The organism is Brevibacillus sp. GCM10020057, assembly GCF_042683565.1.
Taxonomy (GTDB): Bacteria; Bacillota; Bacilli; order Brevibacillales; family Brevibacillaceae; genus Brevibacillus.
Genome location: NZ_JBHUJW010000043.1, coordinates 668,978 through 694,394, shown reverse-complemented (window position 1 = coordinate 694,394; position 25,417 = coordinate 668,978). Strand labels below are relative to the sequence as shown.

General features: G+C 55.7%; 22 protein-coding genes and 1 pseudogene. 16 read left to right on the top strand and 7 right to left on the bottom strand.

Annotation, left to right across the window (positions count from 1 at the left end; all coding sequences use genetic code 11):
* Positions 1-34: 34 nt before the first annotated feature.
* The 11 genes from ACFSO0_RS17055 to accC all read left to right on the top strand — a co-directional run bounded on the left by ACFSO0_RS17055 (position 35) and on the right by accC (position 12,034).
* A complete protein-coding gene (locus ACFSO0_RS17055; RefSeq protein WP_376882183.1) occupies positions 35-562 on the top strand; it encodes an MFS transporter in 528 nt (175 codons plus the stop codon).
* Between the two features lie 296 nt (positions 563-858).
* Positions 859-1,344, top strand: coding sequence for an SgcJ/EcaC family oxidoreductase (locus ACFSO0_RS17050; protein WP_376883243.1), 486 nt, complete (start codon positions 859-861; stop codon positions 1,342-1,344).
* 56 nt (positions 1,345-1,400) lie between these two features.
* A complete protein-coding gene (locus tag ACFSO0_RS17045; protein ID WP_376882181.1) occupies positions 1,401-1,685 on the top strand; it encodes a DUF2277 domain-containing protein in 285 nt (94 codons plus the stop codon).
* Positions 1,686-1,788: 103 nt separating this feature from the next.
* Positions 1,789-2,433, top strand: coding sequence for a TetR/AcrR family transcriptional regulator (locus ACFSO0_RS17040; RefSeq protein WP_376882178.1), 645 nt, complete (start codon positions 1,789-1,791; stop codon positions 2,431-2,433).
* 285 nt (positions 2,434-2,718) lie between these two features.
* On the top strand, positions 2,719-3,246 hold the full coding sequence (accB, locus tag ACFSO0_RS17035) for an acetyl-CoA carboxylase biotin carboxyl carrier protein (protein ID WP_376882176.1): 528 nt from the start codon (positions 2,719-2,721) through the stop codon (positions 3,244-3,246).
* A 38-nt stretch (positions 3,247-3,284) separates the two neighbouring features.
* Positions 3,285-5,408 carry a methylmalonyl-CoA mutase family protein gene (locus ACFSO0_RS17030; protein WP_376882174.1) on the top strand — a complete coding sequence of 708 codons (2,124 nt, stop codon included), beginning with the start codon at positions 3,285-3,287 and terminating at the stop codon, positions 5,406-5,408.
* Positions 5,405-7,585 (top strand): methylmalonyl-CoA mutase, encoded by a 2,181-nt coding sequence (scpA, locus tag ACFSO0_RS17025; RefSeq protein ID WP_376882172.1) that lies wholly within the window; start codon positions 5,405-5,407, stop codon positions 7,583-7,585. Before ACFSO0_RS17030 ends, scpA begins: the two co-directional genes overlap by 4 nt.
* Positions 7,582-8,625 carry a methylmalonyl Co-A mutase-associated GTPase MeaB gene (meaB, locus tag ACFSO0_RS17020; RefSeq protein ID WP_376882170.1) on the top strand — a complete coding sequence of 348 codons (1,044 nt, stop codon included), beginning with the start codon at positions 7,582-7,584 and terminating at the stop codon, positions 8,623-8,625. Before scpA ends, meaB begins: the two co-directional genes overlap by 4 nt.
* A gap of 33 nt (positions 8,626-8,658) precedes the next feature.
* Positions 8,659-10,200: an acyl-CoA carboxylase subunit beta gene (locus ACFSO0_RS17015; protein WP_376883241.1), complete on the top strand. Its 1,542-nt coding sequence runs from the start codon at positions 8,659-8,661 to the stop codon at positions 10,198-10,200.
* A 15-nt stretch (positions 10,201-10,215) separates the two neighbouring features.
* Positions 10,216-10,674 carry an acetyl-CoA carboxylase biotin carboxyl carrier protein gene (locus tag ACFSO0_RS17010; protein ID WP_376882167.1) on the top strand — a complete coding sequence of 153 codons (459 nt, stop codon included), beginning with the start codon at positions 10,216-10,218 and terminating at the stop codon, positions 10,672-10,674.
* 13 nt (positions 10,675-10,687) lie between these two features.
* A complete protein-coding gene (gene accC / locus ACFSO0_RS17005) occupies positions 10,688-12,034 on the top strand; it encodes an acetyl-CoA carboxylase biotin carboxylase subunit (protein ID WP_376882164.1) in 1,347 nt (448 codons plus the stop codon).
* A gap of 75 nt (positions 12,035-12,109) precedes the next feature.
* Here the strand turns inward: accC and ACFSO0_RS17000 are convergent, their stop codons facing one another.
* Entirely contained in the window at positions 12,110-12,922 is an 813-nt protein-coding gene (locus ACFSO0_RS17000) for a DUF2935 domain-containing protein (protein ID WP_376882162.1), read from the bottom strand.
* Between the two features lie 269 nt (positions 12,923-13,191).
* On the opposite strand from ACFSO0_RS17000, the gene ACFSO0_RS16995 reads away from it, so the two are divergent.
* The gene (locus ACFSO0_RS16995) at positions 13,192-13,836 is read left to right on the top strand and encodes a DUF2306 domain-containing protein (protein ID WP_376882159.1); all 645 of its coding nucleotides are present in this window, start codon (positions 13,192-13,194) and stop codon (positions 13,834-13,836) included.
* 90 nt (positions 13,837-13,926) lie between these two features.
* Here ACFSO0_RS16995 and map read toward each other — a convergent pair whose 3' ends face one another.
* The 3 genes from map to ACFSO0_RS16980 form a co-directional block, all read right to left on the bottom strand.
* Entirely contained in the window at positions 13,927-14,673 is a 747-nt protein-coding gene (map, locus tag ACFSO0_RS16990; protein WP_376882157.1) for a type I methionyl aminopeptidase, read from the bottom strand.
* Positions 14,642-15,265, bottom strand: coding sequence for a TetR/AcrR family transcriptional regulator (locus ACFSO0_RS16985; RefSeq protein WP_376882155.1), 624 nt, complete (start codon positions 15,263-15,265; stop codon positions 14,642-14,644). Before ACFSO0_RS16985 ends, map begins: the two co-directional genes overlap by 32 nt.
* A 170-nt stretch (positions 15,266-15,435) precedes the next feature.
* The gene (locus tag ACFSO0_RS16980) at positions 15,436-16,677 is read right to left on the bottom strand and encodes a cysteine desulfurase-like protein (RefSeq protein ID WP_376882152.1); all 1,242 of its coding nucleotides are present in this window, start codon (positions 16,675-16,677) and stop codon (positions 15,436-15,438) included.
* Positions 16,678-16,906: 229 nt separating this feature from the next.
* On the opposite strand from ACFSO0_RS16980, the gene ACFSO0_RS16975 reads away from it, so the two are divergent.
* Complete coding sequence (locus ACFSO0_RS16975; RefSeq protein ID WP_376882150.1) at positions 16,907-17,518, top strand: DedA family protein; 612 nt, start codon at positions 16,907-16,909, stop codon at positions 17,516-17,518.
* Positions 17,519-17,735: 217 nt separating this feature from the next.
* A complete protein-coding gene (locus tag ACFSO0_RS16970) occupies positions 17,736-18,008 on the top strand; it encodes a hypothetical protein (RefSeq protein ID WP_376882147.1) in 273 nt (90 codons plus the stop codon).
* Between the two features lie 43 nt (positions 18,009-18,051).
* Here ACFSO0_RS16970 and ACFSO0_RS16965 read toward each other — a convergent pair whose 3' ends face one another.
* Positions 18,052-18,636: a hypothetical protein gene (locus ACFSO0_RS16965; RefSeq protein ID WP_376882145.1), complete on the bottom strand. Its 585-nt coding sequence runs from the start codon at positions 18,634-18,636 to the stop codon at positions 18,052-18,054.
* Between ACFSO0_RS16965 and ACFSO0_RS16960 the strand changes: the two are divergent.
* Positions 18,617-18,715 (top strand): annotated as a pseudogene (locus ACFSO0_RS16960) (DNA-binding protein); the annotation flags it as partial. The gene ACFSO0_RS16965 and the pseudogene ACFSO0_RS16960 sit on opposite strands and share 20 nt — an antisense overlap.
* Before the next feature lie 131 nt (positions 18,716-18,846).
* Here the strand turns inward: ACFSO0_RS16960 and ACFSO0_RS16955 are convergent.
* Complete coding sequence (locus ACFSO0_RS16955) at positions 18,847-19,527, bottom strand: YjjG family noncanonical pyrimidine nucleotidase (RefSeq protein ID WP_376882142.1); 681 nt, start codon at positions 19,525-19,527, stop codon at positions 18,847-18,849.
* Between the two features lie 15 nt (positions 19,528-19,542).
* The gene (gene gltC, locus ACFSO0_RS16950; protein WP_376882140.1) at positions 19,543-20,448 is read right to left on the bottom strand and encodes a glutamate biosynthesis transcriptional regulator GltC; all 906 of its coding nucleotides are present in this window, start codon (positions 20,446-20,448) and stop codon (positions 19,543-19,545) included.
* A 122-nt stretch (positions 20,449-20,570) separates the two neighbouring features.
* Here gltC and gltB point away from each other — a divergent pair, with 122 nt between their 5' ends.
* Positions 20,571-25,196, top strand: coding sequence for a glutamate synthase large subunit (gene gltB, locus ACFSO0_RS16945; protein WP_376882138.1), 4,626 nt, complete (start codon positions 20,571-20,573; stop codon positions 25,194-25,196).
* Positions 25,197-25,417 lie beyond the last annotated feature (221 nt).

Here is a 25,417-nt window from a genome sequence, read left to right as displayed (position 1 = left end):
TTTGGGTATTAACCTTAATTGGAGGGCTTAGCATTTGGCTGTTGGGGCATTGCACACTGTAAAGAGATTTTATTTAGCGAACGAGCTGAATGACGCTTTGTTAGTGGGATCTATGTATTCGGTTATTGGCGTTATGACGACAATGGGTTCTATTTGCGCGCCATTGTTATTAAAGCGCATTCCGATTGGCAGAGCAATTGTCCATGTCTCGAATTTGATGGTAATCAGCGGTTGCATCATGTTAATCCCAAAAATATGGTTTATGCCTTTGATTGGGTACGGAATTATTACTATGGCTTCAACGATCCGGGTAGTTTATACTTTTACGATCCGTCAGTTAGAAATACCAAATGAATTTATTGGGCGAATTAATTCTTCCTATCGAATGATTTTAACTATTCCTTTCCCAATATCAGCTTTGTTACTTGGTGGATTGGCTAATGCATATGGGACAAAGGTCGCCTTCATGTGCACTACGCTTATCTTGCTTTTCGTGTCGATTTGTATTGGACGTTCCAAAGTTAGTGATTATGAGATCAACAAAAGTGAAATTATGAGTTAATTCGTTTACTTATCCATCAGGAGGAGCTTACAAACAACAAGGAGATAATATTCTAGGCTTTTGGTTTTGCCGTCCTCGATCAGTGCGGACACGTTGCAAGTCGGAATCTAGCCGTCACGTTTGCCTTTCTTCCCGCTGCTGCGACTGCGAAACAAGCGATTGCGCACAGGGCGAGGAACGCTCGTACGATGGACGATCTGCTTGTACGAGGATTACTCTCTCCAACATGACTGTTCAATGCTATGATGAAAGCATCACCTATTCGACTGGAGGAATGTAGCGTGAATCACCCATACATGGGACAGGCGGACGTTTATTCATACAGTGAAGATGAGCGGCAAGTGCGAGCGCTCTACGACAAGGTAATCGCAGGCTGGAACGAACGGAATGCGGAAGGGATGGCCGCGCCTTTTGCGCCGGACGGCTTTCTGGTCGGATTCGACGGCAGCCAGGTCAGCGGGAGGGAGGGCATCGAGGAGCATTTGCGGCCGATCTTTGCCAGCCATCCGACACCTCCGTACTACACGATCGTGCGCTCTGTCCGCTTGCTGGGAGCAGACGGCGCGATCTTGCGGGCAGTAGCTGGCATGGTGCCGCCAGGAAAGACAGATGTAGAGCCGGCTCTACACGCCTTTCAAAGCCTGGTAGCCGAAAAGCGCGACGGAGCGTGGCAAGTCGTCCATTTTCAGACGACACCCGCTCAATTCCACGGGCGTCCCGAGCTGGTGGAACAGCTGACAGCAGAGCTGCGGGCGGTGCTGCCAGATGCGCTTCGCGGGTGAGGCCGAGTCGCGGGCAGTCCGTTTGAACCCACTACGTTCAGGGGAGAGGGATATCCATGTGCCGAAACATTAAAACGTTGTTCAACTTCGATCCGCCCGCTACGGACGAGGAAATCCATGCCGCGGCCCTGCAATTCGTGCGAAAGCTCTCGGGCTTTCAGACCCCATCGAAGGCGAACGAGGCAGCATTCAACAAGGCGGTCCACGAGGTGGCAGCAGTCTCCAAAAATTTGCTCGATTCGCTGGTGACAGCAGCCGAGCCGCGCAATCGGGAGACGGAGCGTGAACGCGCCCGCGCCCGAAACGAAAAGAGATTTGGGACAAAGCCGCAAACAAACTAGCGTCGGACGGGCAGACAAGCCCGTCTTTCTCCGCATGTTCAACTTGTGCCGCAACGAGGTGACGATGCCTCATCTTGTGCTATAATGACTACGGGTGAAGATAATGAGCGAGAAATCAATCAGAGAACGCATTATTGAAACGTCCATGCGCTTGTTTGAAGCGAATGGCTACCACCGGGTGACGGTCGATCAGATTGTGAAGGAAAGCGGTACGTCCAAAGGCGGTTTTTATCACAACTTCAAATCAAAGGATGAGCTGCTCTACATCATCCACGATCAGTTTATTTCGTACGTGCTGGAAAAAGCGGAGGAAGCGTACGAGCAATGGGAGAAGCCTACGGAACGGCTGCAGGCCATCGTGAAGTCCTTTGTCAAAATGATCGATCTGTACCGATCGCAGGTCACGATCTTTTACCAGGAGAGCCTGTTCCTCGCACCAGAATACTTCCGCGACATCGAGATCAAGCGGGACCGCTACAAAAAAATGATGTTCACGGTCGTACAGGATGGCATCGACTCCGGAGAATTTCGCCCCGAACTGCCAGTCCCCATCGTCTCCATGGCCATTTTCGGGATGGTCAACTGGATTTACAAATGGTATCAAAAATCAGGGACGTACTCGATCGAGCAAATCGCGGATATTTACGCGGACATGGTCCTGCACGCGGTACTGAAACCGGCAGCCATGGAAAACCCTGATTTTCATCGTTTTTTTCTGCAAGCCCCTGAATTTCCTTTCAAGCCGTAAATGACACTCGACAGCGACTTTGCGCCTGCTCATCTATTGAATGCCGTAGAGGAGAGCGTTGGTCGCTTCTGCACCCCCCTCGCGCCAAACTAGACAGTCAGTTGCATGTAAAAAAACCAGACTGCGAACCAATAACGGGATAACAGACCAACCAGTTGGTCTGTACTAGTATTCAGAAATTTGCTATACTCAAGAAAAGACCAACCGGTCGGTCTCGTAAGCGCTATCCAAACCAACTGGTCGGTTTGTGCAGCGCATCAGACAGTGAATACAGGAGGAATGGTTGTGCTGACGATTTATGAACTGAGAGAACTGGTAAAACTACTCGAGCAGACAGATGTGGAATCGATCGAAGTGAAGGAGGAAGGAGCCCGTCTCTCCATTAAACGCAGAACAGGCGGCGTAATGGTGCAAGCACAACCAGCCTTGACGGTTGTTCCCGCACCTGTGAAAGCGGTTGCTTCTGCAGAGGGTGCGCCCGCCAAACCGGTCGTCGAAGTCGTGCACCCTGTAACAGCCGATGCACCAAAACCAATAGCCGCAGCTCCGGCAGTGGAGGATACCGCCCATCTGCATAAAATCACATCTCCGATGGTAGGAACCTTTTACGCGGCGCCTGCAGTCGACGCCCCTCCGTATGTGTCTGTCGGCAGCCGTGTGGAGAAGTCCACCATTGTGTGCATCGTCGAGGCAATGAAGCTCTTTAACGAGATCGAAGCGGAAGTGGCCGGGGAAATCGTTCAGGTTCTGGTCGAAAACGGACAGTTGGTAGAGCCCGGCCAGCCGCTGTTCCTGGTCAAAACCGCACAATAACAGGTGAAGCGGATCACTAATCGGGGAGGTCAAGATTTGTGAACAAAGAGACACTGTTTCAACAATTTCCCGTTCCGACATACGAGCAGTGGAGAGAAGCGGCGGAGAAGACGCTCAAGGGAGCCTCGTTTGACGCCAGGCTGCTGACGAAGACGTACGAAGGCATCACCCTGCAGCCGATTTACCGACAGGAGGATGTCGAAAAACTCCAGCACATTCACTCCACGCCGGGCACTGCCCCATATTTGCGCGGGACAAAAGCGCCAGGCTCGCGGGAAGCCCGTGGCTGGGAGGTTTCCCAGGAGATTTTGGCCGCGGATGCAGAGGAGTTTGCACGCATCGCCTCGCACGATCTGGAGCGAGGCCAAACGATGCTGAATCTGGTGCTTGACTCTGCGACGCTTGCCGGACGCAATCCCGACGCGCAGCATCCGGAAGCCATCGGAGACAAAGGGCTTTCCGTCTTTTCCTGCGAAGACCTCGACGTGGCGTTCGCAAATATTTCGCTGGAAGAGGTGCCGATTTTCGTCTACGCAGGACCGATTGCGCTGCCGCTGCTGTCCTTGTTTGCCGCACACGCGAAGGCAAATGGTCAGGACGTCTCCAAGCTGCGCGGCTGCATAGGGGCAGATCCGTTCGCCGCTTTGCTCGCCTTTGGCAGCTTGCCGTACGGGTTAGAAGCGGCTTACGACGCAATGGCGCAAACGGTTCGCTGGGCCGGGAAAAACGCGCCGCAGCTGAAAACGATCCTCGTCCAGGGTCATCCGTATCACGATGCTGGCGCAACTGCCGTCCAGGAGCTGGCGTATGCGCTGGCGACAGGCGTCGAGTATGTGCAGGCGATGCTGGAGCGGGGGCTTTCCATTGAGGAAGTCGCGCCGCAAGTCCAGTTTGCTTTTTCCATCGGGTCGAACCTGTTCATGGAAATCGCCAAAATCCGCGCCGCCCGCATGCTCTGGTCCGCGATCGTCGAATCGTACGGCGGTTCGGAAGCGGCACAAAAAATGACCATCCATGCCCGGACCTCTGCCTGGAACAAGACGATGCTCGATCCGCATGTCAACCTTCTGCGGGCGACCACCGAAGCGTTTTCGGCAGTCGTTGGCGGCGTCGACAGCCTGCATGTCTCCGCCTTCGACGAAGCGATCCGGCCGGCGAGTGAATTCTCCCGGCGCATTGCGCGCAATACGCAAATCATTTTGCAGCAGGAAGCGCATCTGGCGAAGGTCGTAGACCCCGCTGGCGGCTCGTGGTATGTCGAAGCGCTGACAGACGAGCTGGCAGAAAAGGCGTGGCAGCTGTTCCTGCAGACCGAAGAGCAGGGCGGCATGCAAAAGTCGCTCGAGGCGGGCATTCCGCAGGCACAGATCGAAGAAGTCGCCGGAAAAAAAGCCGAGAGCGTCGCGACGAGAAAAATTCGCATCGTCGGAACGAATATGTACCCCAATACACAAGAGCAACCGGAGCAGGCGGTCAAGCTGGCCGCTGACCCGGCGAAACGCACAGCGGAGCTGGCTGCCCACCTGACCAAAGGGGATCGACAGGAAGCAGCTGCGTTGCTCGGGAAGCTTTCACTGCAGGTGGACGATGCGCTGGAAAAGGCTTCCAAAGCTGCGCAGGCTGGAGCCACTTTGGGTGAGCTGACCGAAGCGTTGATCCAATCCCGGCAGAATACGGTACACGTGAAGCCGCTGCCGCGTCGTCGCTTGGCGGAAGCCTATGAAACGCTGCGTCAGAACGCGGCTTTGTACGAAGCCAAAACCGGTGCGAAGCCAAAAGTGTTCCTCGCCAACATGGGTCCGGTCTCCAAGCACAAAGGGCGCGCCGATTTCGCAGCCGAGTTTTTCGCAGTCGGCGGCTTCGAGGTTGTGCGCGACCAGCAGTTTACAGATCCCGAAGCTGCGGCGCAGGCTGCTGTCGCATCGGGTGCTTCCATCACCGTCATTTGCTCCGATGACGAGAGCTATCCGCAGTTCGTCCCGGCGCTCGCTGGTGCGATCAAGGCTGGAAAACCGGAGATGACGCTGCTGCTCGCAGGACTGCCCGCTGCCGAACAGCTCGCCGCATACAAAGAAGCCGGACTGGACGACTGCATTCACATCCGTACGAACTGCTATCAAACACTTCGCGACCTCCAGGAACGCATAGGGGTGATCTCATGAAGAAGAGACCTGATTTTGCCAAGGTGCCTTTTCGGGCCATCCGCAGTGCCGCTGCAGCATCGCATCCGTCCCAACCGCTGAATCAGCAGCAGCTGGATGAGATGATCTGGCAGACGCTGGAGCAGATTCCGGTAAAGCCGCTCTATACAAAAGAAGATTTGCAAGGAATGAGTCATCTGGGCTACATGCCGGGTCTGCCGCCGTTCTTTCGCGGGCCATACCCGACGATGTACGTGACCCAGCCCTGGACTGTGCGCCAGTACGCCGGATTTTCCACTGCCGAGGAGAGCAACGCCTTTTACCGCCGCAACCTCGCAGCAGGGCAAAAGGGGCTGTCCATCGCTTTTGACCTGGCAACTCATCGCGGCTACGACTCCGACCACCCGCGTGTCGTCGGAGACGTAGGAAAAGCGGGGGTCGCCGTCGATTCGATCCTCGACATGAAAATTTTGTTCGACGGCATCCCCCTGGATCAAATGTCCGTGTCCATGACGATGAACGGCGCTGTCCTGCCGATTATGGCGTTCTACATCGTTGCCGCCGAAGAGCAGGGCGTCCCGCAAGAGAAGCTGACCGGGACGATCCAGAACGATATTTTGAAAGAATACATGGTGCGCAACACGTACATTTATCCGCCGGAAGCGTCGATGAAGATCATTTCCGACATTTTCGCCTACACGTCCAAGCACATGCCGAAGTTCAACAGCATCAGCATTTCCGGCTACCACATGCAGGAAGCAGGGGCGACCGCTGACATCGAGCTGGCGTACACGCTGGCGGACGGGCTGGAATACGTGCGTACAGGTTTGAAGGCCGGGATCGACATCGACGCCTTCGCACCGCGTCTGTCCTTTTTCTGGGCGATCGGCATGAACTACTTCATGGAAGTCGCCAAAATGCGGGCAGCACGGCTGATCTGGGCGAATCTCATCAAACAGTTCAACCCGAAAAACGAAAAGTCGATGGCCTTGCGCACCCACTCGCAGACGTCTGGTTGGAGTCTGACTGAGCAAGATCCGTTCAACAACGTCGTGCGGACGTGCATTGAAGCGATGGCGGCGGCACTTGGCCACACCCAGTCGCTGCACACGAATGCGCTGGACGAGGCGATCGCCTTGCCGACCGACTTTTCCGCCCGTATCGCGCGCAACACGCAGCTGTACTTGCAGGACGAGACGGAGATTTGCAAGGTCGTAGACCCGTGGGCAGGCTCGTATTACGTCGAGTCGTTGACCAAGCAGCTCGTAGAAAAAGCGTGGGCACACATCGAGGAGATCGAAGCGCTGGGCGGGATGGCAAAAGCGATCGAGACCGGTTTGCCGAAGATGAAAATCGAAGAAGCCGCAGCGCGCCGTCAAGCACATATCGACTCCGGGAAAGAAGCGATCATCGGCGTCAACAAGTACCGTCTGGACAAGGAAGATCCGCTGGAAATTTTGGAAGTGGACAATACAGCGGTCCGCGAAGCGCAAATCAAGCGTCTGCAGGAGCTGCGGGCAAACCGTGACGAGGCGAGAGTGCAGGCGGCTCTCAATGCCATTACGACCTGCGCGGAGACGGGCGAGGGCAATCTGCTCGCGCTGGCGATCGAGGCGGCACGGGCGCGCGCGTCGCTGGGTGAAATCTCGGATGCGTACGAAAAAGTGGTAGGCCGCCACAAGGCTGTCATCCGCTCGATCAGCGGCGTGTACAGCTCGGAATATGCGGATGCCGAAGAAGTGGCAGCGGTGCGCAAGATGGCGGATGAGTTTGAGCAATGGGAAGGCCGCCGCCCGCGCATCATGATCGCCAAGATGGGGCAGGACGGCCACGACCGCGGCGCGAAGGTCATCGCGACGGCTTTTGCGGACCTGGGCTTCGATGTCGACATCGGACCGCTGTTCCAGACGCCGGAGGAAACGGCCAAGCAAGCAGTCGAGAACGACGTGCACGTCATCGGCTTCAGCTCGCTTGCCGCCGGACACAAAACGCTCCTGCCCCAACTGGTGGAGGAACTGAAAAAGCTCGGGCGTGAAGATATTGTCGTCGTCGTCGGCGGTGTCATTCCGCCACAGGACTACGACTTCCTGAAAGCGCACGGAGCGGCCGCCATCTTCGGTCCAGGTACTGTCATTCCGGTCGCTGCGCAAAACGTGCTGCAAGAGGTCGTACGGCGCCTGGAGGCTGCAGGTCTATGAGCGAGGCTTCCAATGGGAGGACTTCCCTGAACTTTTCGTCGCGAGTCCGTCTCCCTCGCTTGTCTGTCGAACAGTACGTCCGCGGCGTGCGGGAAAACAACCGGACGATCCTGGCACAGGCAATCACGCTGGTCGAGAGCAATTCGCCCGTGCATATGGCGATGGCGCAGGAAGTCATCCAGCAGCTTTTGCCTCATACAGGAAATTCCATTCGCATCGGCATCACGGGGGTTCCGGGAGCCGGGAAAAGTACGTTTATTGAGGCGTTTGGCACGATGCTGTGCGAGAAGGGCCATCGTGTCGCCGTGCTGGCGGTCGATCCGAGCAGTACGGTGACGCGGGGCAGCATCCTTGGAGACAAGACGCGGATGGAGCAGTTGTCCCGCAATCCGAACGCGTTTATCCGCCCGTCCGCGACCGGCGGCACCTTGGGCGGCGTCAATCGGAAGACGCGGGAGACGATGCTGATCTGCGAAGCAGCGGGGTACGACGTCATTTTGATAGAGACAGTCGGCGTAGGGCAAAGCGAAACGACAGTCCGGTCGATGGTCGATTTCTTTTTGCTGTTGATGTTGACAGGAGCAGGGGATGAGCTGCAAGGGATCAAAAAGGGCGTCATCGAGATTGCAGACGCGCTGTTGATCAACAAAGCAGACGGAGAAAACAAACAAAGGGCACTCGTCGCGCGCGGCGAGTACAATCGGGTCTTGCATTACCTCCAGCCGGCGACAGCTGGTTGGCAGACGAAGGCGTACATGTGTTCAGCGCTGACGGGGGAGGGCATCGAGGAAATTTGGAACGTTGTTCTGCAGTTCCGCGAGCAGACGACCCGGACGGGAGGCTTCGATGCCCGCCGCAAAGCCCAGGCACTGGATTGGATGCACAGCATGACGCAAGATTATTTGCGCTCCACCTTTTACAGCAATCCGCAAATTGCGAAGGTGCTTCCCGAGATCGAAGGAGCTGTCGCAAGCGGACAGATGTCTGTGACGAGCGCCGTCCAGCAGCTGGTGGCCCTTTTTGAAAAAACGAGACAGTGACGGTATGGAAAGAGAGGTTGGACGATGAGCAGCATGCATGAAAAAATCGACGAACTGATGGAGCGAAAATTCAAGGTCCAATTGGGCGGCGGCGATTCCCGGATCGATGCCCAGCACGACCGCGGGAAGCTCACGGCAAGAGAGCGGATCGAGCTGCTTCTTGACCCTGACACCTTCATGGAGCTGAATCCGTTCGTGGAGCACCGCGCGACCCACTTTGGCCTCGACAAGATGGAGGCGCCGGGCGAGGGCGTGGTCACCGGATACGGAAAAATCAACGGACGCCCGGTCTACCTGTTCGCCCAGGACTTTACGGTGTTCGGCGGAGCTCTCGGCGAGATGCACGCCATGAAAATCGCGAAGGTGATGGATTTGGCAGCGAAAAACGGCGCTCCCTTCATCGGCCTGAACGACTCCGGCGGCGCCCGCATCCAGGAGGGGGTCAGCTCGCTGGACGGGTACGGGACGATTTTTTACCGCAACTCCATCTACTCCGGCGTCATTCCGCAAATTTCAGTCATCTTAGGTCCGTGCGCGGGCGGTGCCGTCTATTCCCCGGCCATTACCGACTTCGTGTTCATGGTGGAAAAAACGAGCCAGATGTTTATCACAGGTCCGAAAGTCATCGAGACGGTAACGGGCGAAAAGATTTCGTCCGAAGACCTGGGCGGTGCCAAGGTACATTCGACGATCAGCGGCAATGCCCACTTCACGGCAGAGTCCGAGCAAGAGGTGCTGGAGCAGGTGCGCAGACTCCTTAGCTTCCTGCCGCAAAACAACAAGGAAAAAGCGCCAGTACATGCGCCAGAGGAAGGGAAAAACTGGCAGGAGGAGCTGCTGGAGCTCGTTCCGGCGGAAAGCACCAAGGTGTACGATGTGCGCAAGGTGATCGAGCAAATCGTGGACTTCGGCGACTTCATGGAGGTGCAGCCGAATTTTGCCCGCAACATCGTCATCGGTCTGGCCCGCATCGACGGGCACAGCATCGGCATCATCGCCAACCAGCCGAAGATGATGGCAGGCGGTCTCGACATCCATTCCTCCGACAAGCTGGCGCGCTTCATCCGTTTCTGCGACTGCTTCAACATTCCGCTGCTCACGTTTGAAGACGTGTCCGGTTTCTTCCCTGGGATCAACCAGGAGCACGGCGGCATTATTCGCCACGGCGCGAAAATTCTTTACGCCTATTCCGAGGCGACTGTACCGAAAATTACCGTCATCCTGCGCAAAGCGTACGGCGGGGCGTATGTCGCCCTGAACTCGAAGTCGATCGGCGCGGATATCGTTTACGCCTGGCCCAATGCAGAAATCGCTGTCATGGGGCCGGAGGGCGCGGCCAACATTATTTTTGCCAAAGAGATCGAGCAAAGTGCCGATCCGGCGGCGACCCGCGCGGAAAAAATTGCCGAGTACCGCGAGAAATTCGCCAACCCGTACGTGGCGGCGAGCCTTGGGATGGTCGACGACGTGATCGATCCGCGGGAGACGCGCATGAAGGTGGCGCAGGCGCTGGAAATGCTGCGGAACAAGCAGGAAGAACGTCCATATAAAAAGCATGGGAACATCCCATTGTAGAAGGGATCGATACAGATGAAACTGCACGATATTCGCGAGCTGGTCAAACTCGTCCAGCAGACTGCCATCGAGGAACTGGAATGGGAGCAAGGCGCGACCTCGATCGTCATCAAGAAAGCGGCTCCTGCCGTGGTCGCAGCAGTTGAACTGCCCCTCGTACAAACCGAGGAAGTAGACAACGGCTACGAGCAAGCGGCAGCGACGGCAGAAGTGACAGAAGCGGTTCAGGAGACGCAAGCGCCCGCAGCGGTCACGCAGACGATCTTTTCGCCGGCAGTCGGCGTCTTCACCGCGACCGTGGCGATCGGCCAGCAAGTCAAGGCAGGCGATGTAGTCGGGCGCTGCAGTGTGGACGCCCTGCAGCTTTCCCATGACATCCTCTCTCCTGTCGATGGAGAAGTGACAGACATTTTTGCAGCGGACGGTCAGCTCGTCGATTACGGCAAAGCATTGATGGCTGTCAAACAGAGCTAGGAGGAGAACACACATGTTTTCAAAAATTTTGATCGCCAACCGCGGGGAGATCGCTGTCCGCATCATCCGCGCCTGCCGGGAACTGGGCATCGCCTCCGTTGCCGTCTATTCGGAAGCGGATCGGGAAGCGCTGCACGTCCAGCTCGCGGACGAAGCGTACTGCATCGGGCCGACTGCATCCAAGGACAGTTATCTGAACATGCCGCGAATCATGAGCATCGCTTTGCTGACAGGAGCGGATGCGATTCACCCCGGATACGGCTTTCTGGCGGAGAACGCATCTTTCGCCCAATTGTGCCAGGACTGCAAAATCACGTTCATCGGGCCGGAACCTGACGCGATCACGAAAATGGGCGACAAATCCGAGGCGAAGGCAACCATGAAGCTGGCGAATGTCCCGCTGGTGCCCGGAACAGACGGACTCATCGGCGACATCGAAGAAGCGCTCGAGGTGGCAAAAGGCATCGGCTATCCGGTCATCGTCAAGGCGACGGCGGGCGGCGGCGGACGCGGCATGCGGCTCGCGTACGATGAGGAAGAACTTGAGCGGGCGATTCACCAAGCGCAGAAAGAAGCAGAAGCCGCTTTCGGCAACGCGGGCGTGTATCTGGAAAAGTATGTGGAAGAACCGCGCCACGTGGAAATCCAGATCATGGGCGACAAGCACGGCAACGCCGTCTATTTGGGCGAGCGCGACTGCTCCATCCAGCGCCGCCACCAAAAGCTGGTCGAGGAGGCACCGTCGCCTGCTCTGGACAGCGAGCTGCGCGAGAAGATGGGGCAAGCTGCCGTCGCAGCGGCCAAAGCAGTGAACTACCACGGGGCGGGCACCGTCGAGTTTTTGCTGGATAAGCACGGCCAGTTTTACTTCATGGAAATGAACACCCGCATCCAGGTCGAGCATCCGGTGACGGAAATGATTACGGGCATCGACCTGATCAAGGAGCAAATTTCTGTGGCGGCAGGCAATCCGCTCTCGTTCACCCAGGAAGATGTGAAAATCAACGGCTGGGCAATCGAATGCCGGATCAACGCGGAAAATCCAGCGAAAAACTTCATGCCGTCTCCAGGCAAGGTCATCAACTACTTGCCGCCGGGCGGCTATGGCGTGCGCGTCGACAGCGCCGTCTATCCCGGCTACGAGATCTCACCGTTCTACGATTCCATGGTAGCAAAGCTGATCGTCTGGGGGACAGACCGCAGCGAGGCGATCGCCCGCATGCGACGCGCGCTGGACGAATTCGTCATCGAGGGCGTACACACGACCGTGCCTTTCCACGAAAAGCTGCTGGAGCATCCGGATTTCGTAGGAGGACGCTTTGCAACAAACTTTCTGGAGAAAAACAAACTGGAGCTGTAAAGGAAACAGGATAGTGAAACAGCGAAGAGAGTCGACTGGAGAAGTCGGCCCTCTTTTCTTCTTTCCCGCGTGTATTCACTTGGATACAGTGAGAGCCGCTTCAAAGGAGTCAAGGATTTCCAGGAAATGCGAGGCTTCCCTAAATACGTGGTCGGCGAGAAGGGGCGGGATGATGCTTTTGATTTTGCACGCTTCAATCAGTTCATACGCGGTTTTCTTGAAATCGCGCAGCTGTCGGACAGACACCCGGTTCTGATCGACGAACTGGCTAAGCAGCGGCCGCGTTTGCGATTCGGGGCGCATGGAATCCAGGTCGATGGCCTGGAACAACAGTTGATCGAAGTCGTGGCTGAAGTCTCTGGCTTGCTCGACCAGCTTTCTTTCGGACGGGTCCAGCAGGTGATTAATAAACTTCGCGTGGTCCGCCATAATGCGGAGGAAGAAGACGTTTTCGTTGATGACGGCATCCGGAAGGGGATCGAGCGTTCCCGTATTCAATTGCTCGAGCCGTTTCATGAAGTACGCGGCTTCTCTGCTCACGTGATCGACGAGCAAGGGAAAGTTGTTCCCGCCGATCTGGCAGCGAATGATCAGGCCGAGCACCTTGCGTTTGAAAGCCCAGATGTGCGAGACTGCATTGTGGACAATCCGATTAAACTCATAGATTTTTTGGGGATCTACATCCGACGTAAAGGAATGGGCCCTGCTCTCGATTTCTTCAAAAATGTGATAGTAGCGGTCGGCTTCCTGGATTAACTGCATATCTTCGCAAGAAAAGCCCAGCTTCAGAAAGAGCGAGTGTTCCTTCATAATGCGCGACCAGAAACGAATTTCTTCCAGGGATCGATCTACAAACTCTGTGGCCATGCCAAACCTCCTGTTTTTCATCGTACTTCCAATGGGAATGTCAGGGCTGAGGAATTGATCTTGAATATTCCTATGCGTTTACCCAATTACAGGGAATAGACATTCGGGCAAATTAGGCGCAAAGCCCTATTCGGGTGGAGGAAGTGTCTGTCCCGTCACATGCGTTCTGGGGAAGCCAGAGCGCTTTTTTTCAAAACAGGAAATCGATGTGGCGTGATAGGTGATGGATTCGGTAAACTGATTGAAGATATTGTCACTTCAGACATTCCTGCAAAAGATGGAGGGTGTACATGGGTAAAAAGTTGGTTCGCGCAACAGTCTTTTTGCTGGCATTTTTGTTTGCGGCATATGCCATCATTCAGTTTGGCTTTTTCAGCCCGCGGAAAGCCGGTCTGGTTTCTTTCAAACTCAGAAGCTCTGATTTTCATTTGGAGCCATGGATTTATATACTGTACATCCATATCGTGACAGGGGTACTCGCACTCGTGATCGGACCGTTCAATCTGTTTCGATCTCCGCTGCACGAGAAAACCAGGCGCCGCCACCGCTTGATGGGGTATGTTTACGTCGGAGCCATCACGGTCAGCGGGCTCGTCAATCTGTATTTGTCCTGTTTTGCCACAGGGGGATGGGTCGCAGGGCTTGGTTTCGCCATGCTCGATATTTGCTGGATGCTGACCACCTGGTACAGTGTGCTCTTGATCTCGCGAAATGACATGCAGGGGCATAGGCGTTGGATGCTGCGCAGCTACGCGCTGACCTTTGCTGCCGTGACGCTGCGGCTGTGGCTGCCGATTCTGCTGCTGCTTTTTGGAGGAGACTTTATTCTCGCCTATCAGATTGTCTCCTGGCTCTGCTGGATGGGGAATCTGCTCGTGATCGAGGCGGTCATCCGGTGGCGCTTTAGACAAAGCAAGCTGGAGCCTTGGACTTGATGACAAGCGGAAGGACGTTTTCCGCGGGCGTGGTGGGGGATGAAAGCATATAAAGAAGCCGACCATCGCACTGGTCGGCTTCTCCTTATACTATTGCGCCGTCAGGATTTGTGGTCCTTCAGCCGTAATGGCGATCGTATGCTCGTATTGGGCAGCGAGCTTGCCGTCCAACGTCCGCGCGGTCCAGCCGTCGGGATCGATGGACATGGAATAGGTGCCTTCGGTGATCATAGGCTCAATCGTGAACACCATGCCTTCCTTGATGCGGGGGCCTCTGCCGGGTTTGCCGACATGCGCATAGTTGGGATCTTCGTGCAAGTCTCGGCCGATGCCATGACCGAGGAGGTCGCGCACGACGCCGAAGCCGTTCGATTCGGCATGGCGCTGGATCGCGCTCGTCACGTCGCCGATCCGATTGCCGGGCTGCGCCTGCGCGATGCCCAGGTAAAGGCATTCCTTCGTGACGCGCATCAGTTTCTCAGCTACAGGAGAAATCTTCCCGAGTGCATAGGTCCAGGCGGAATCTCCGAGCCATCCGTCGAGCTCCGCGACTGTATCGATCGTCACAATATCGCCTTCCTCGAGTGGCTTGTTGCTCGGAAAGCCATGGGCGATCACGTCGTTGACGGAGGCACAGGTCGCGTATGGATAACCTTTGTAGCCCTTCGTGTATGGCTTGGCGCCGCTCTTTACAATTATTTCCTCGAATATCCGTTCAATATCGTTCGTCGTGATGCCCGGTTTGATCATCGGGGCGATCGTGCGATGGCATTCGGCTACCACTTGGCAGGCCTTGCGGATAGACTCAATTTCCTGCTGGCTTTTGAGAATAATCATGTTCGTATTCGGACTCCTTTGTAATAGCGTGCATGGCGAGCTGAGCGATCCGATCGACGTCCAGATCCGAAGTGCCTGCATAGTAGTGCAGTCCGCAGCAACCAACCAGCACAGCAAGCATATGGTCGACGCTGTCGTCTGTTCGCTGGGCGATCGACTGGAGTGGAACGTACAGCCGTTCCATGAACCGTCTCTTGGCGGGCTGCCTATCCTTTTCGGGCAAGCCGGCATAATGTTCAGAGGCCATTTTGTAGACGAGATAGGCGCGGGCGTCCGACTGCCACAGCCGGAGCAGCGCTTTGCAATACGTCAACAGCTGCTTGTCATCTGGGCTTTCGCCGCGCAGGTTTACCCATTCTGCCAGGGCTTGCTCGCATCGTTCAAAGCCGCTGCCGAGCACATCATCTATTAATACATGCCGGTTGGGGTAATAATGGTAAACCGTGCCGTAACCGAGCCCGGCCACACGGGCAACGTCGCGAATATCAAAGCTGCCACCCGTGCGGAAGTAGGTACGAGCGGCGGCGTCCAAAATCTGTTCTCTGCGCTGCATGCGAATGAGCTCATTTTGTTCTTTGGTACGGGGGCTCATGGAAGTATGATCCTCCTTGTTTAGACATGCAAATTTGTCGATGTAAAAATGGTAGCAAATGGGGCGGAGTTTGGCAAATGATTTTTTCTGGTGGCTTTCCAGCAGGCATTTTCCCGCCAACATCCATAGAAAGAACCCGAGACCGCGATCCCGGGTTCTTTCTATGGATTCTATTTTTGTGTCAGTTCCTGTACAGCGTGGATGAACCTCTCGACTTCTTCTGCGGAGTTATAGGGAGCAAGACCTGCCCGAATCCAGCCGCCGCTGTCCACCAGACCGAGCTTGGCGGCAAGCGTACTTGCGTAAAAGTCGCCGTCTGCAATGAAAATCCCGTACTTCTCGCTCATTTTTTCGCAAAACGACTGCGGCGTCCAGCCGTCGACGCGAAAGGCGATAGTCGGCGTCTTCGGCACATCAGGTCCTGCCTGGTAAAGCGTCACAGCGTCGATCTTGGCCAAAGCGGTGCGGATTTGCTCCGCCAGGGCATTTTCATACGCTTCAATCGCTTCGTAGCCGGATCGGATCTGCTCACGCAGCGTTTCGCCTCGCCCGAGACTGGCAATGAACTCGATGGCAGGGCGAATGCCGGCGATACCCTCGTGGTTTTGCGTGCCCGTCTCCAATTTGTCCGGTATGTAGGCTGGAGCAGGAGCGAGCTTGTACGGAACGAGCTGTTCAAACAGCTGCTGGCGAATCACGGCAATGCCCACGTGCGGACCGAAAAATTTGTAAGCGGAGCAGAGGAGAAGGTCGGCGCCCAGTGCATCCCAGTCGATCGCGAAGTGCGGAGCGGCGTGCACGGCGTCTACGGCGACGGGAATATCCAGCGCGTGCGCTTTCTGCGAGATGGCGGCAATGTCGTTGACCGTTCCGACTGCATTGGAGGCAAGACCGACAGCCACGAGACGTGTGCGCGGAGTGAGCAGCTCATCCAGCTGTTCGTGCTGCAGCGTCAAGGTATCCGGGTCTACAGGCAGCCAACGGACCGTCATCCCCCGATCTGCTGCGATGGCGAGCCACGGATCGACGTTGGCCCGGTGGTCAAGCTCGGTGACGACGATTTCGTCCCCTTCTTTCCAGCTTCGCCCCAAAGCCCTCGCGATGGCGAACGTCAAAGTTGTCATGTTGGCACCGAACGCGACCTCCTGCGGTTTTGCGCCAAAGAGGGCAGCGACCGCTTCTTTCGCATCTGCAATGATTTTTTCCGTCTCCCGGCTACTGGGAAACGAGCCGTGCAGGTTCGCGCCGCCATTGGCCATATAGGCGTAGATCGCGTCCATGGAGCTTTTGACCACCTGCGAACCGCCGGGACCGTCAAAGTAGACTGCCGATTTGCCGTTGCACGTGCGGCGCAATGCGGGAAACTGCTCACGAACTGCCTCGATCGGAAAGAGCTCGGCTGTTTTTGTCATCTTCCACGTCTCCTTTTGATTGCCGAATGTACGTACAATCTTCATATTATCACAATTGTTGGTAAATTCAGAGGTTTACTGTCAAACAAAAGGGCTGCTTGCACCTGACATTTCACCGGATTCAAATTGTACAAACGGACAATGGGTATCTATACTGGTAGTAGATTCGTACTACTTGTATGAGCGTGCTGCAATGCCGCCTGATCAAGAAGTTGAGGCGAGGGATATCATGCAAACATGGATTACAGCTTTTCTGGAACAGTTCAGCTATATCGGCATCTTTTTGCTGATGGCCCTGGAAAACGTGTTTCCTCCGATCCCGTCGGAAGTGATTTTGACATTCGGAGGCTTCATGACGACCTATACGACATTGACCCTCCCGGGGGTCATCATCTCCGCGACGATGGGTTCCGTATTTGGCGCTTGCCTGCTTTACTTGATCGGTTACTATTTGGATATCGAAAAAATCGAGCATCTCGTGGATCGTTGGGGGCATGTGCTGCGCTTGAAAAAGGACGAGATCGCCCGCGCGAATGCGTGGTTTGACAAGTACGGCTTCTGGACCATTTTCCTCTGCAGGATGGTGCCGCTGGTCCGGAGTCTGATTTCGATCCCGGCTGGCATGACCAAAATGAACATCTGGCTGTTTTTGCTGTTTTCAACACTCGGAACGCTTATCTGGAACGTGGCACTGGTGTTGCTGGGCTCCTATTTGGGACAATCGTGGGAAGATATACTCGCGTTTATGGACCTGTATTCTACCGTCGTGTACGTGGTCATCGGCATTGGCGCGGTCGTTTTTCTTTGTCTGTACTTCCGAAAAAGAAACGTGAAGTCGTAACGTCGCAAACGGCACAGAGCCGAGAGCTTTGGCTCTGTCGTAGAACGTGCGGTCCGTGAAGCCCGTCATCCGCGGGATGTGGGGAAGGCAGACACGGGCACGCCAGGATTGTCCCAAGGTCCGTTCCGCAGTTGTGGGCGGTGGCACCTTTGCTGGGCTTGCGCATAAAATAGGAGAGAATTTCCCTACCGGAAGCGCGGTATTGGAGAGGTGTGCCATGGGAAATAACAATATCGGTCAGGATCTCGGTCTGATCGGCGCATGGCTCTCAGTGATGGCAGACCTGTTTACCGCTATCGGAGCGACTGTGTCAGCCGAACCCGACGATCCTCCGTCCCATACGAACAACCAGCAGCAAATGAGCGATTTGCAGGCACAGCTGCAAGCCCAGAAGAGACAATTGCAAAAACAGCAAATCCAGTTTGAGCTGTTCCAGATGCAGCTGGAATTAAAAGAATTGGAGCAGCAGGTCAAGAAGCGGAAAAGGTAGGTTGGACTACCCGATCACTTACGATCGAGAGGGGATGCGGATGTCATCTTGTAACGATGATGATGTGGGAGTCATCGCTTTGTGGATTATAGCCATTGGTTTTTTTATTCTCGCCGTCGATAAAACAACCAGGCTGGGCAATAAAGCGGAGACGAACAACAAACCACCGCTCCCTTCGTGTCCGCCCTGCAACCAATCGGACGACATCCAATTCGATCAGATCAAGCAGCAGTTGGATCAGCTCAAGGACGGATTGACCCAGTTGAAAAAATGGTGTAAGCCCGATCCGTAATTCTCTCTCTGCCCAAACGGAGCCCGAGAATTCACGTTTGGGCTTTTTCATTTTGTTGTTTTGGCCGTTCGCCGTGCGGAAGAAGAAGGCACCTGCATTCACGGAGACACGAAGAGGAGAACTGCGCTGTACATCAATAACAGCCCCATCCCCACATGGAATGCCCGGTTGTAAGAGGAGACGGCCGTCCACGCAGCGACGCCCAGAATAAACGGAAGCGTCTTCCGATAGCCGTACTTGGCGGCGAAAGACATGGACATGATGTTGTTCGGTCCAGGGGTGAACGAAGTCACGAATACATAGAGAAAAAACGGAGGGAGAGTCAATCAAATTCAAGGCGGATCGGACTCATGCGTATCACAATTCCGGAGAGGTACGCACGCGGATGAGCATGGTCATTTACTATCCTGCCTAGATCGTACGCGCTCGACGAATCCCGACCGCCAAAGAAAAAACCGATCTCCTGAATGCAGGGATCGGCTTCATTTTGCCTGCGGGGAGAAACTGCGGAAGGGGCACGAAACAGGGGGTGGTCCAATTGGCTCCTTACAAATAGCCGAGCAGATCGAGCAGCGAGTGGATTTCGCAGGTCGGCTTGATTCCCAGTGTGTTTTCTTTCCGCATCGGGTTGAACCAGCACGTATCGATACCGTAATTTGCCCCGCCCTGAATATCGGAGGTCAGCGAGTCGCCTACAATCAGTACCTTCCCCTTGTCCGTCAACCCCATTCTGGCGAACAAATAATCGAAGATGCGCGGATCTGGCTTTTGCGCGCCTGCTTCCTCCGACGTCACAAGCACTTCAAACGCAGCAGCGAGAGAAGAGCCAGCGACTCTGGCGTGCTGCACGTCGCGAAAGCCGTTCGTGACAATCGCCAGCCGACAGTCAGACAGGCTGCTGCACAGCTCGACGGCACCGTGGATCAGGTGGACTTCTTTGCCGAGATTGCCGAGATAATCGCGGCCGAACACAGCCGCATCCAGGTCCAGCTCATGGGCAAGAAAGAGCCGTTTGAATCTTTCTACCCCCAATTCGGCCAAAGTAGTGCGGCCTTGTTCCAAATCCCTCCACAAGCCGGAGCTGATTTTCTTGTAAGCGGGTAGCAGTTCATCCAATGGCAGGGAAATCCCATGTGCATGCAAGGTTTTTTCCAGTGCCATCCTTTCCGTCATGCTGAAGTCAAACAGTGTATCGTCCAAATCAAACAGGATGGTATCGTATTTCATCGCAGCCTCCATTCGTCATCCGCTATACCTCCCGAGCCGATCGAAGAACTCCTTGAGAAAGTCGTAGAACAGCTTCTCGGACGGCGGCAAATCCCGGTTTTTGGGGATGATGATGCCGACGGTTCTCGTTACGTGTGGCTCGTGGATGCGCAGCTTGACCGTCTCCCGCGGAACGTTGTCGGCCAGCGTCAACTCCGGCAGCAGCGTCACCCCCAGCCCCGCTGCCACCAACCCCTTGATCGCGTCGATGTCCTCACCCTCGAAGGCTACCTTTGGCTCGAAGCCCATCTGGGCGCAGGCGTTCACGGCAATGCTGCGGAGAATGTAGCCGGTCGGAAACAGGACGAACGTATCGTGCATCAGCTCGTTTAACCTCAGCGTCTGCTGCCTTGCAAGCGGGTGCTTCGACGGCAGCAGCGCGACGATTTCTTCCGCGAAAAAAATGTGGCTCTGCACGTTCTTTTCCTGCGTCGGAACAGGGCCAAGGAACGCGATGTCCAGCTCGCCCTTGATGACGGAATCGATCAAAGGCAAATAGGCACCTTGGCGCAGCTGGAAGCCGATGTCCGGATAGCGGGCACGAAAAGCGGAAATGACGGCAGGCAGCGGATTGGCGGCGAGGCTGCTGGTAAAGCCGACGCGAATCGTCCCGCGCTCCGGATCGAGCATTTCCTGGATCTTTTTCTTCGCCTTTTCCATTTCCCCCAGCGACAGTTCGGCATGATACAGAAACATTTTTCCTGCGTTCGTCAATTTGACGTTGCGCCCTTCCCGGATAAAGAGGGGGACGCCCAGCTCTTTCTCCAGAATCGCGATGTGCCGGCTCAGGGCGGATTGCGCGACGTGGAGCGAGTGGGCTGCCTCGGTGTAATGCTCCCGTTTGGCGACTTCGATGAAGTATTGGATCTGTCTGAAATCCATTTTCCTCTCCTTACGCACAACCAATCTGATTTTGAGATGAATTCACCAACAATTATATATTGTTTATATAATTCGCTCAATCTAAAATAAATGCTAACAGAGAGAGTTAAGGAGTGGAGATGATGAAGATGCGTGGAATGCCTGCACGACAGGGTCTCTATGATCCGATGTACGAGCACGATGCCTGTGGGATCGGCTTTATTGCCAACCTGAAAAACAAGGCTACACACGAAATGGTAAGAAAAGGACTGCAGATTCTCTGCCATCTGGAGCATCGCGGCGGACAGGGAAGCGATCCCGAGACAGGAGACGGCGCCGGTATTTTGACGGCCATTCCCCATGCCTTCTTCAAAAAGGCGTGCGAGGGGCAGGGCTTCAAGCTTCCCGCCCAGGGCAAATACGGCGTGGGCATGTTGTTCCTCCCGATGGATGAGACTCTCCGCAACACGTACGAAAAACAACTGGAAGCGATCATTGAGGCAGAAGGGCAAAAGCTGCTCGGTTGGAGAACGGTCCCTGTCGACGCCGATAAAATCGGGAAGACGGCAAAAGCGAGCCAGCCCTTTGTCCGGCAAGTATTTATCGGTGCCAGCTCCCAGATGAAAGATACGCTCCAGTTTGAACGGAAATTGTATATCATCCGAAAACAGATGGAACAGGCTGCCGGCGAAGGCTTCTACGCCGCGTCGATGTCCAGCCGCACCATCGTTTACAAAGGTCTGGTCACCCCTGAACAGCTTGACCAGTTTTATACCGATCTGCAGGACGCATCCTATGCTTCTCCGTTTTCCGTGGTTCACTCACGGTTCAGCACAAACACGTTCCCGACGTGGGAGCGTGCCCATCCGAATCGCTATCTGATCCACAACGGCGAGATCAACACGCTGCAGGGCAACATCAACTGGATGCGCGCCCGCGAGCAGATGTTTTCGTCCGAAGCATTCGGCGAAGACCTGAAAAAAGTCGTGCCGGTCATCGATCTTGAAGGCAGCGACTCTGCCATTCTCGACAACTGTGTAGAATTTTTCTCCCTCGCCGGACGCTCGCTGCCGCATGTGGCGATGATGCTGATTCCGGAGCCGTGGGACCAGGATGCAAACATGGACGCTTCCAAAAAAGCGTTCTACGAATACCACAGCTGCCTGATGGAGCCATGGGACGGTCCGACCGCCATTTCCTTCACGGACGGCAAACAGATCGGGGCAATACTCGACCGCAACGGTCTGCGCCCGGCCCGTTATTACGTTACCTCTGATGATACTATTATTTTTTCCTCGGAGGTAGGGGTTCTCGACATTCCGGATGAAAAGATCGTCCAGAAAGGCCGACTTAGCCCGGGCAAAATGCTCCTCGTCGATCTCGAGGAAGGCCGCATTGTCTCCGACGAAGAAATCAAGAAACAGATTGCAAGCGAGCAGCCGTACGGCGAATGGATCAACGCGAATCTGGTATCGCTGGAAAGACTGCCGAAGGCTCCTGTTCGCGGAAAACTGTCGGGCAAAGCGCTGCTGGCAAGCCAAAAGGCGTTTGGCTACACCCAGGAAGAGCTGTCCAAGGTGCTGACGCCGATGGTTGCCGAGAAAAAAGATCCGATCGGCTCCATGGGGATCGACACGCCGCTCGCGGTGCTGTCTGACCGGCCGCAGCTTTTGTACAACTACTTCAAGCAATCGTTCGCCCAGGTGACCAATCCGCCGATCGACGCGATTCGCGAGGCATGTGTGACGTCGACGCTGTCCTACCTGGGGGCAGAAGGCAACTTGCTCGCGCCTGCCGCTGAAAACTGTCGCCGCATCCGCCTTGACTCGCCGCTGCTCTCCAATGATGAGCTGCCCCGGCTGGCGAGTAGCCCTTATCCGGAGTTCAAGGCGAAAACGCTGCCGATCCTGTTTGCCGCAGACGGAGGAGCTGCCGCGCTGGAGCAGGCGTTGGAAGATTTGTTTGCAGCAGCCGAAGAGGCGATGGCAGAGGGCCATACCTTGCTGATCCTCTCTGACCGGGGCGTAAACGAGTCGCAGGCAGCCATTCCGGCCCTTTTGGCAGGCAGCGGTTTGCATCATCATCTGGTGCGCAAAGGGACGCGGACACAGGTGAGCCTGATCGTCGAGTCCGGAGAACCGCGGGATGTCCACCAGTTTGCCATGCTGATCGGCTACGGTGTCGATGCGATCAATCCGTACGTCGCCATCGACTCTCTGGTGGAACTGGCGGAAGGTCAAAAACTAAACGGTATGAGCGAGGAAGAAGTCGTCGCCACCTATCTGCGCACCGCAGTGGAAGGCGTTGTGAAAGTGATGTCCAAGATGGGCATTTCCACCGTACAAAGCTACCGCGGCGCCCAAATTTTTGAAGCTGTCGGGATCGATTCTTCCGTCATCGACCGTTACTTCACGCGGACCGCTTCCAAAATCGGCGGAATCACGCTGGAAATTATTGCGCAAGAGACTTTGCTGCGCCATGCGAAAGCATTCTTGCCGGAACATTCCGAAGAATCGCTGGAAGCGGGAAGCGACTTCCAGTTCCGCCGCGACGGAGAATTCCACCTGTTCAATCCGAAGACGGTGCACGCCCTGCAAAAAGCGGTGCGGGAAGGCAGCTACGAGCATTACAAAGTATATTCGGAGCTGGCAAACGAGCAGCAATTCGCGTTCCTGCGCCATCTGCTGGACTTCAAATCGGACCGCAAGCCTGTTCCGCTCAATGAAGTAGAGTCGGTCGATTCCATCGTCCACCGCTTCAAGACCGGTGCGATGTCCTACGGCTCTTTGAGCAAGGAAGCGCACGAGACGCTCGCCATCGCCATGAACCGACTTGGCGCGAAGAGCAACAGCGGCGAGGGCGGGGAAGACCCGCAGCGCTACGTGGTGGATGAAAACGGCGATCTGCGGCGCAGTGCCATCAAGCAAGTGGCTTCCGGACGCTTTGGCGTATCCAGCCATTATCTCGTCAACGCCTCGGAAATTCAGATTAAAATGGCCCAAGGGGCGAAGCCGGGTGAAGGCGGTCAGCTGCCAGGCAACAAAGTGTATCCGTGGATCGCGGAAGTACGCAAGTCTACGCCGGGCGTCGGACTCATTTCCCCGCCGCCGCACCACGACATCTATTCGATTGAAGACCTGGCACAGCTGATCTTCGACCTGAAAAATGCCAATCCGCGGGCGCGCATCAGCGTGAAGCTCGTATCCAAGGCAGGGGTCGGCACGATTGCGGCAGGCGTTGCCAAAGGGCTGGCCGATGTCATCGTGATCAGCGGACATGATGGCGGTACGGGTGCATCCCCGAAAAGCAGCATCAAGCACGCGGGACTGCCGTGGGAGCTGGGCCTGGCCGAGACCCATCAGACCTTGCTGCTGAACCAGCTGCGTGACCGCGTCGTCCTGGAGACAGACGGCAAAATGATGACCGGACGCGACGTCGTCATCGCTGCGCTGCTCGGGGCAGAGGAATTCGGCTTTGCTACCGCGCCGCTCGTCTCCATCGGCTGCGTCATGGCGCGCGTCTGCCATATGGATACGTGCCCAGTCGGGGTCGCTACGCAAAATCCGGACCTGCGCAAAAAATTCAAGGGCGATCCGCAGCACGCCGTCAACTTCATGCGCTTTGTGGCGCGCGAGGTTCGCGAAATCATGGCGTCGCTCGGCTTCCGCACCTTTGATGAAATGGTCGGCCGCAGCCAACTGCTGACGATGAGCGAGAAAGCCAAGTCGCACTGGAAAGCGAAGCACATCGACCTGTCCCCGCTGCTGCATCAGCCTGCAGTGCCGGAGGAAGTGGGACGCTTCCATCAAAAGGCCCAGGACCACAAACTGGATGCAACCCTGGACCGCAGAGAACTGCTGGCTCTGGCCAAACCGGCTCTGGAAAAACAACGTCCGGTCGCAGCCGAGTTGCCGATCAACAATACGAACCGCGTCGTCGGTACGATTCTCGGCAGCGAAGTGACGAAACGCTACGGCGAACACGGTCTGCCGGAGGACACCATCCGCCTGCAGTTCCGCGGATCGGCAGGGCAGAGCTTCGGCGCATTCGTGCCGCGCGGGATGACGATGCTGCTCGAAGGCGATGCCAACGACTACGTGGGCAAAGGGCTGTCTGGCGGTAAAATCGCGGTCTATCCATCCCCAAAAGCAGCCTTCGCGCCAGAGAAGAACATCATCATCGGAAACGTCGCTTTCTACGGAGCGACTTCCGGCGAAGCCTACATCAGCGGCAAGGCGGGAGAGCGCTTCTGCGTGCGCAACTCCGGCATGACCGCTGTCGTCGAAGGCGTCGGTGACCACGGCTGCGAATACATGACTGGGGGACGCGTCGTCGTCCTTGGTGAAGTCGGGAAAAACTTCGCTGCCGGGATGTCTGGCGGTACGGCGTACGTGCTGGCGGAAGACCAGGAGAAATTCGCCGCTACCTGCAATCAGGAAATGGTGCTGCTGGAGCCGCTGCAGGAAGAGCGGGACATCGCAGAGGTGAAGAAGCTGCTGCAAAACCACGTCGAGTATACAGGCAGCAAGCATGCGCAAAAATTGCTCGATCAGTGGGAGCAGACAAAGGCGAAGTTCGTCAAAGTCATTCCTAAAGACTACAAGCAGATCGTCCAGACCATGGAAGAGCTGATGCAGTCCGGCATGAAACGCAGCGATGCGATTCTGGCCGCATTTGAAATGAGCCAAAAGAAAAATGCCGAAAAACCGGCGAAAGCCAAAACCGAAGCCAAGACCGATGCGCCAGTCGCTGCACCGGTAGGTAAGTAAATCTCAAAGAGCCGATTTCCCCGAACAAGGACGGGGGATCGGCTTTTTTCTATCAGTTGGGCATGAAGCGAACGGAAGCAAGGGGTGGCCGGGTGCGCGGTCAGTCCTTTTTTCCTGTCAGAGAACGTAACAGGAAAGCGAGAAAAAATTACCATTATCTTATTGACACTAATAATCATTATCAATTATTCTGTATGTGCAACCTTCATATGTTGCAAATG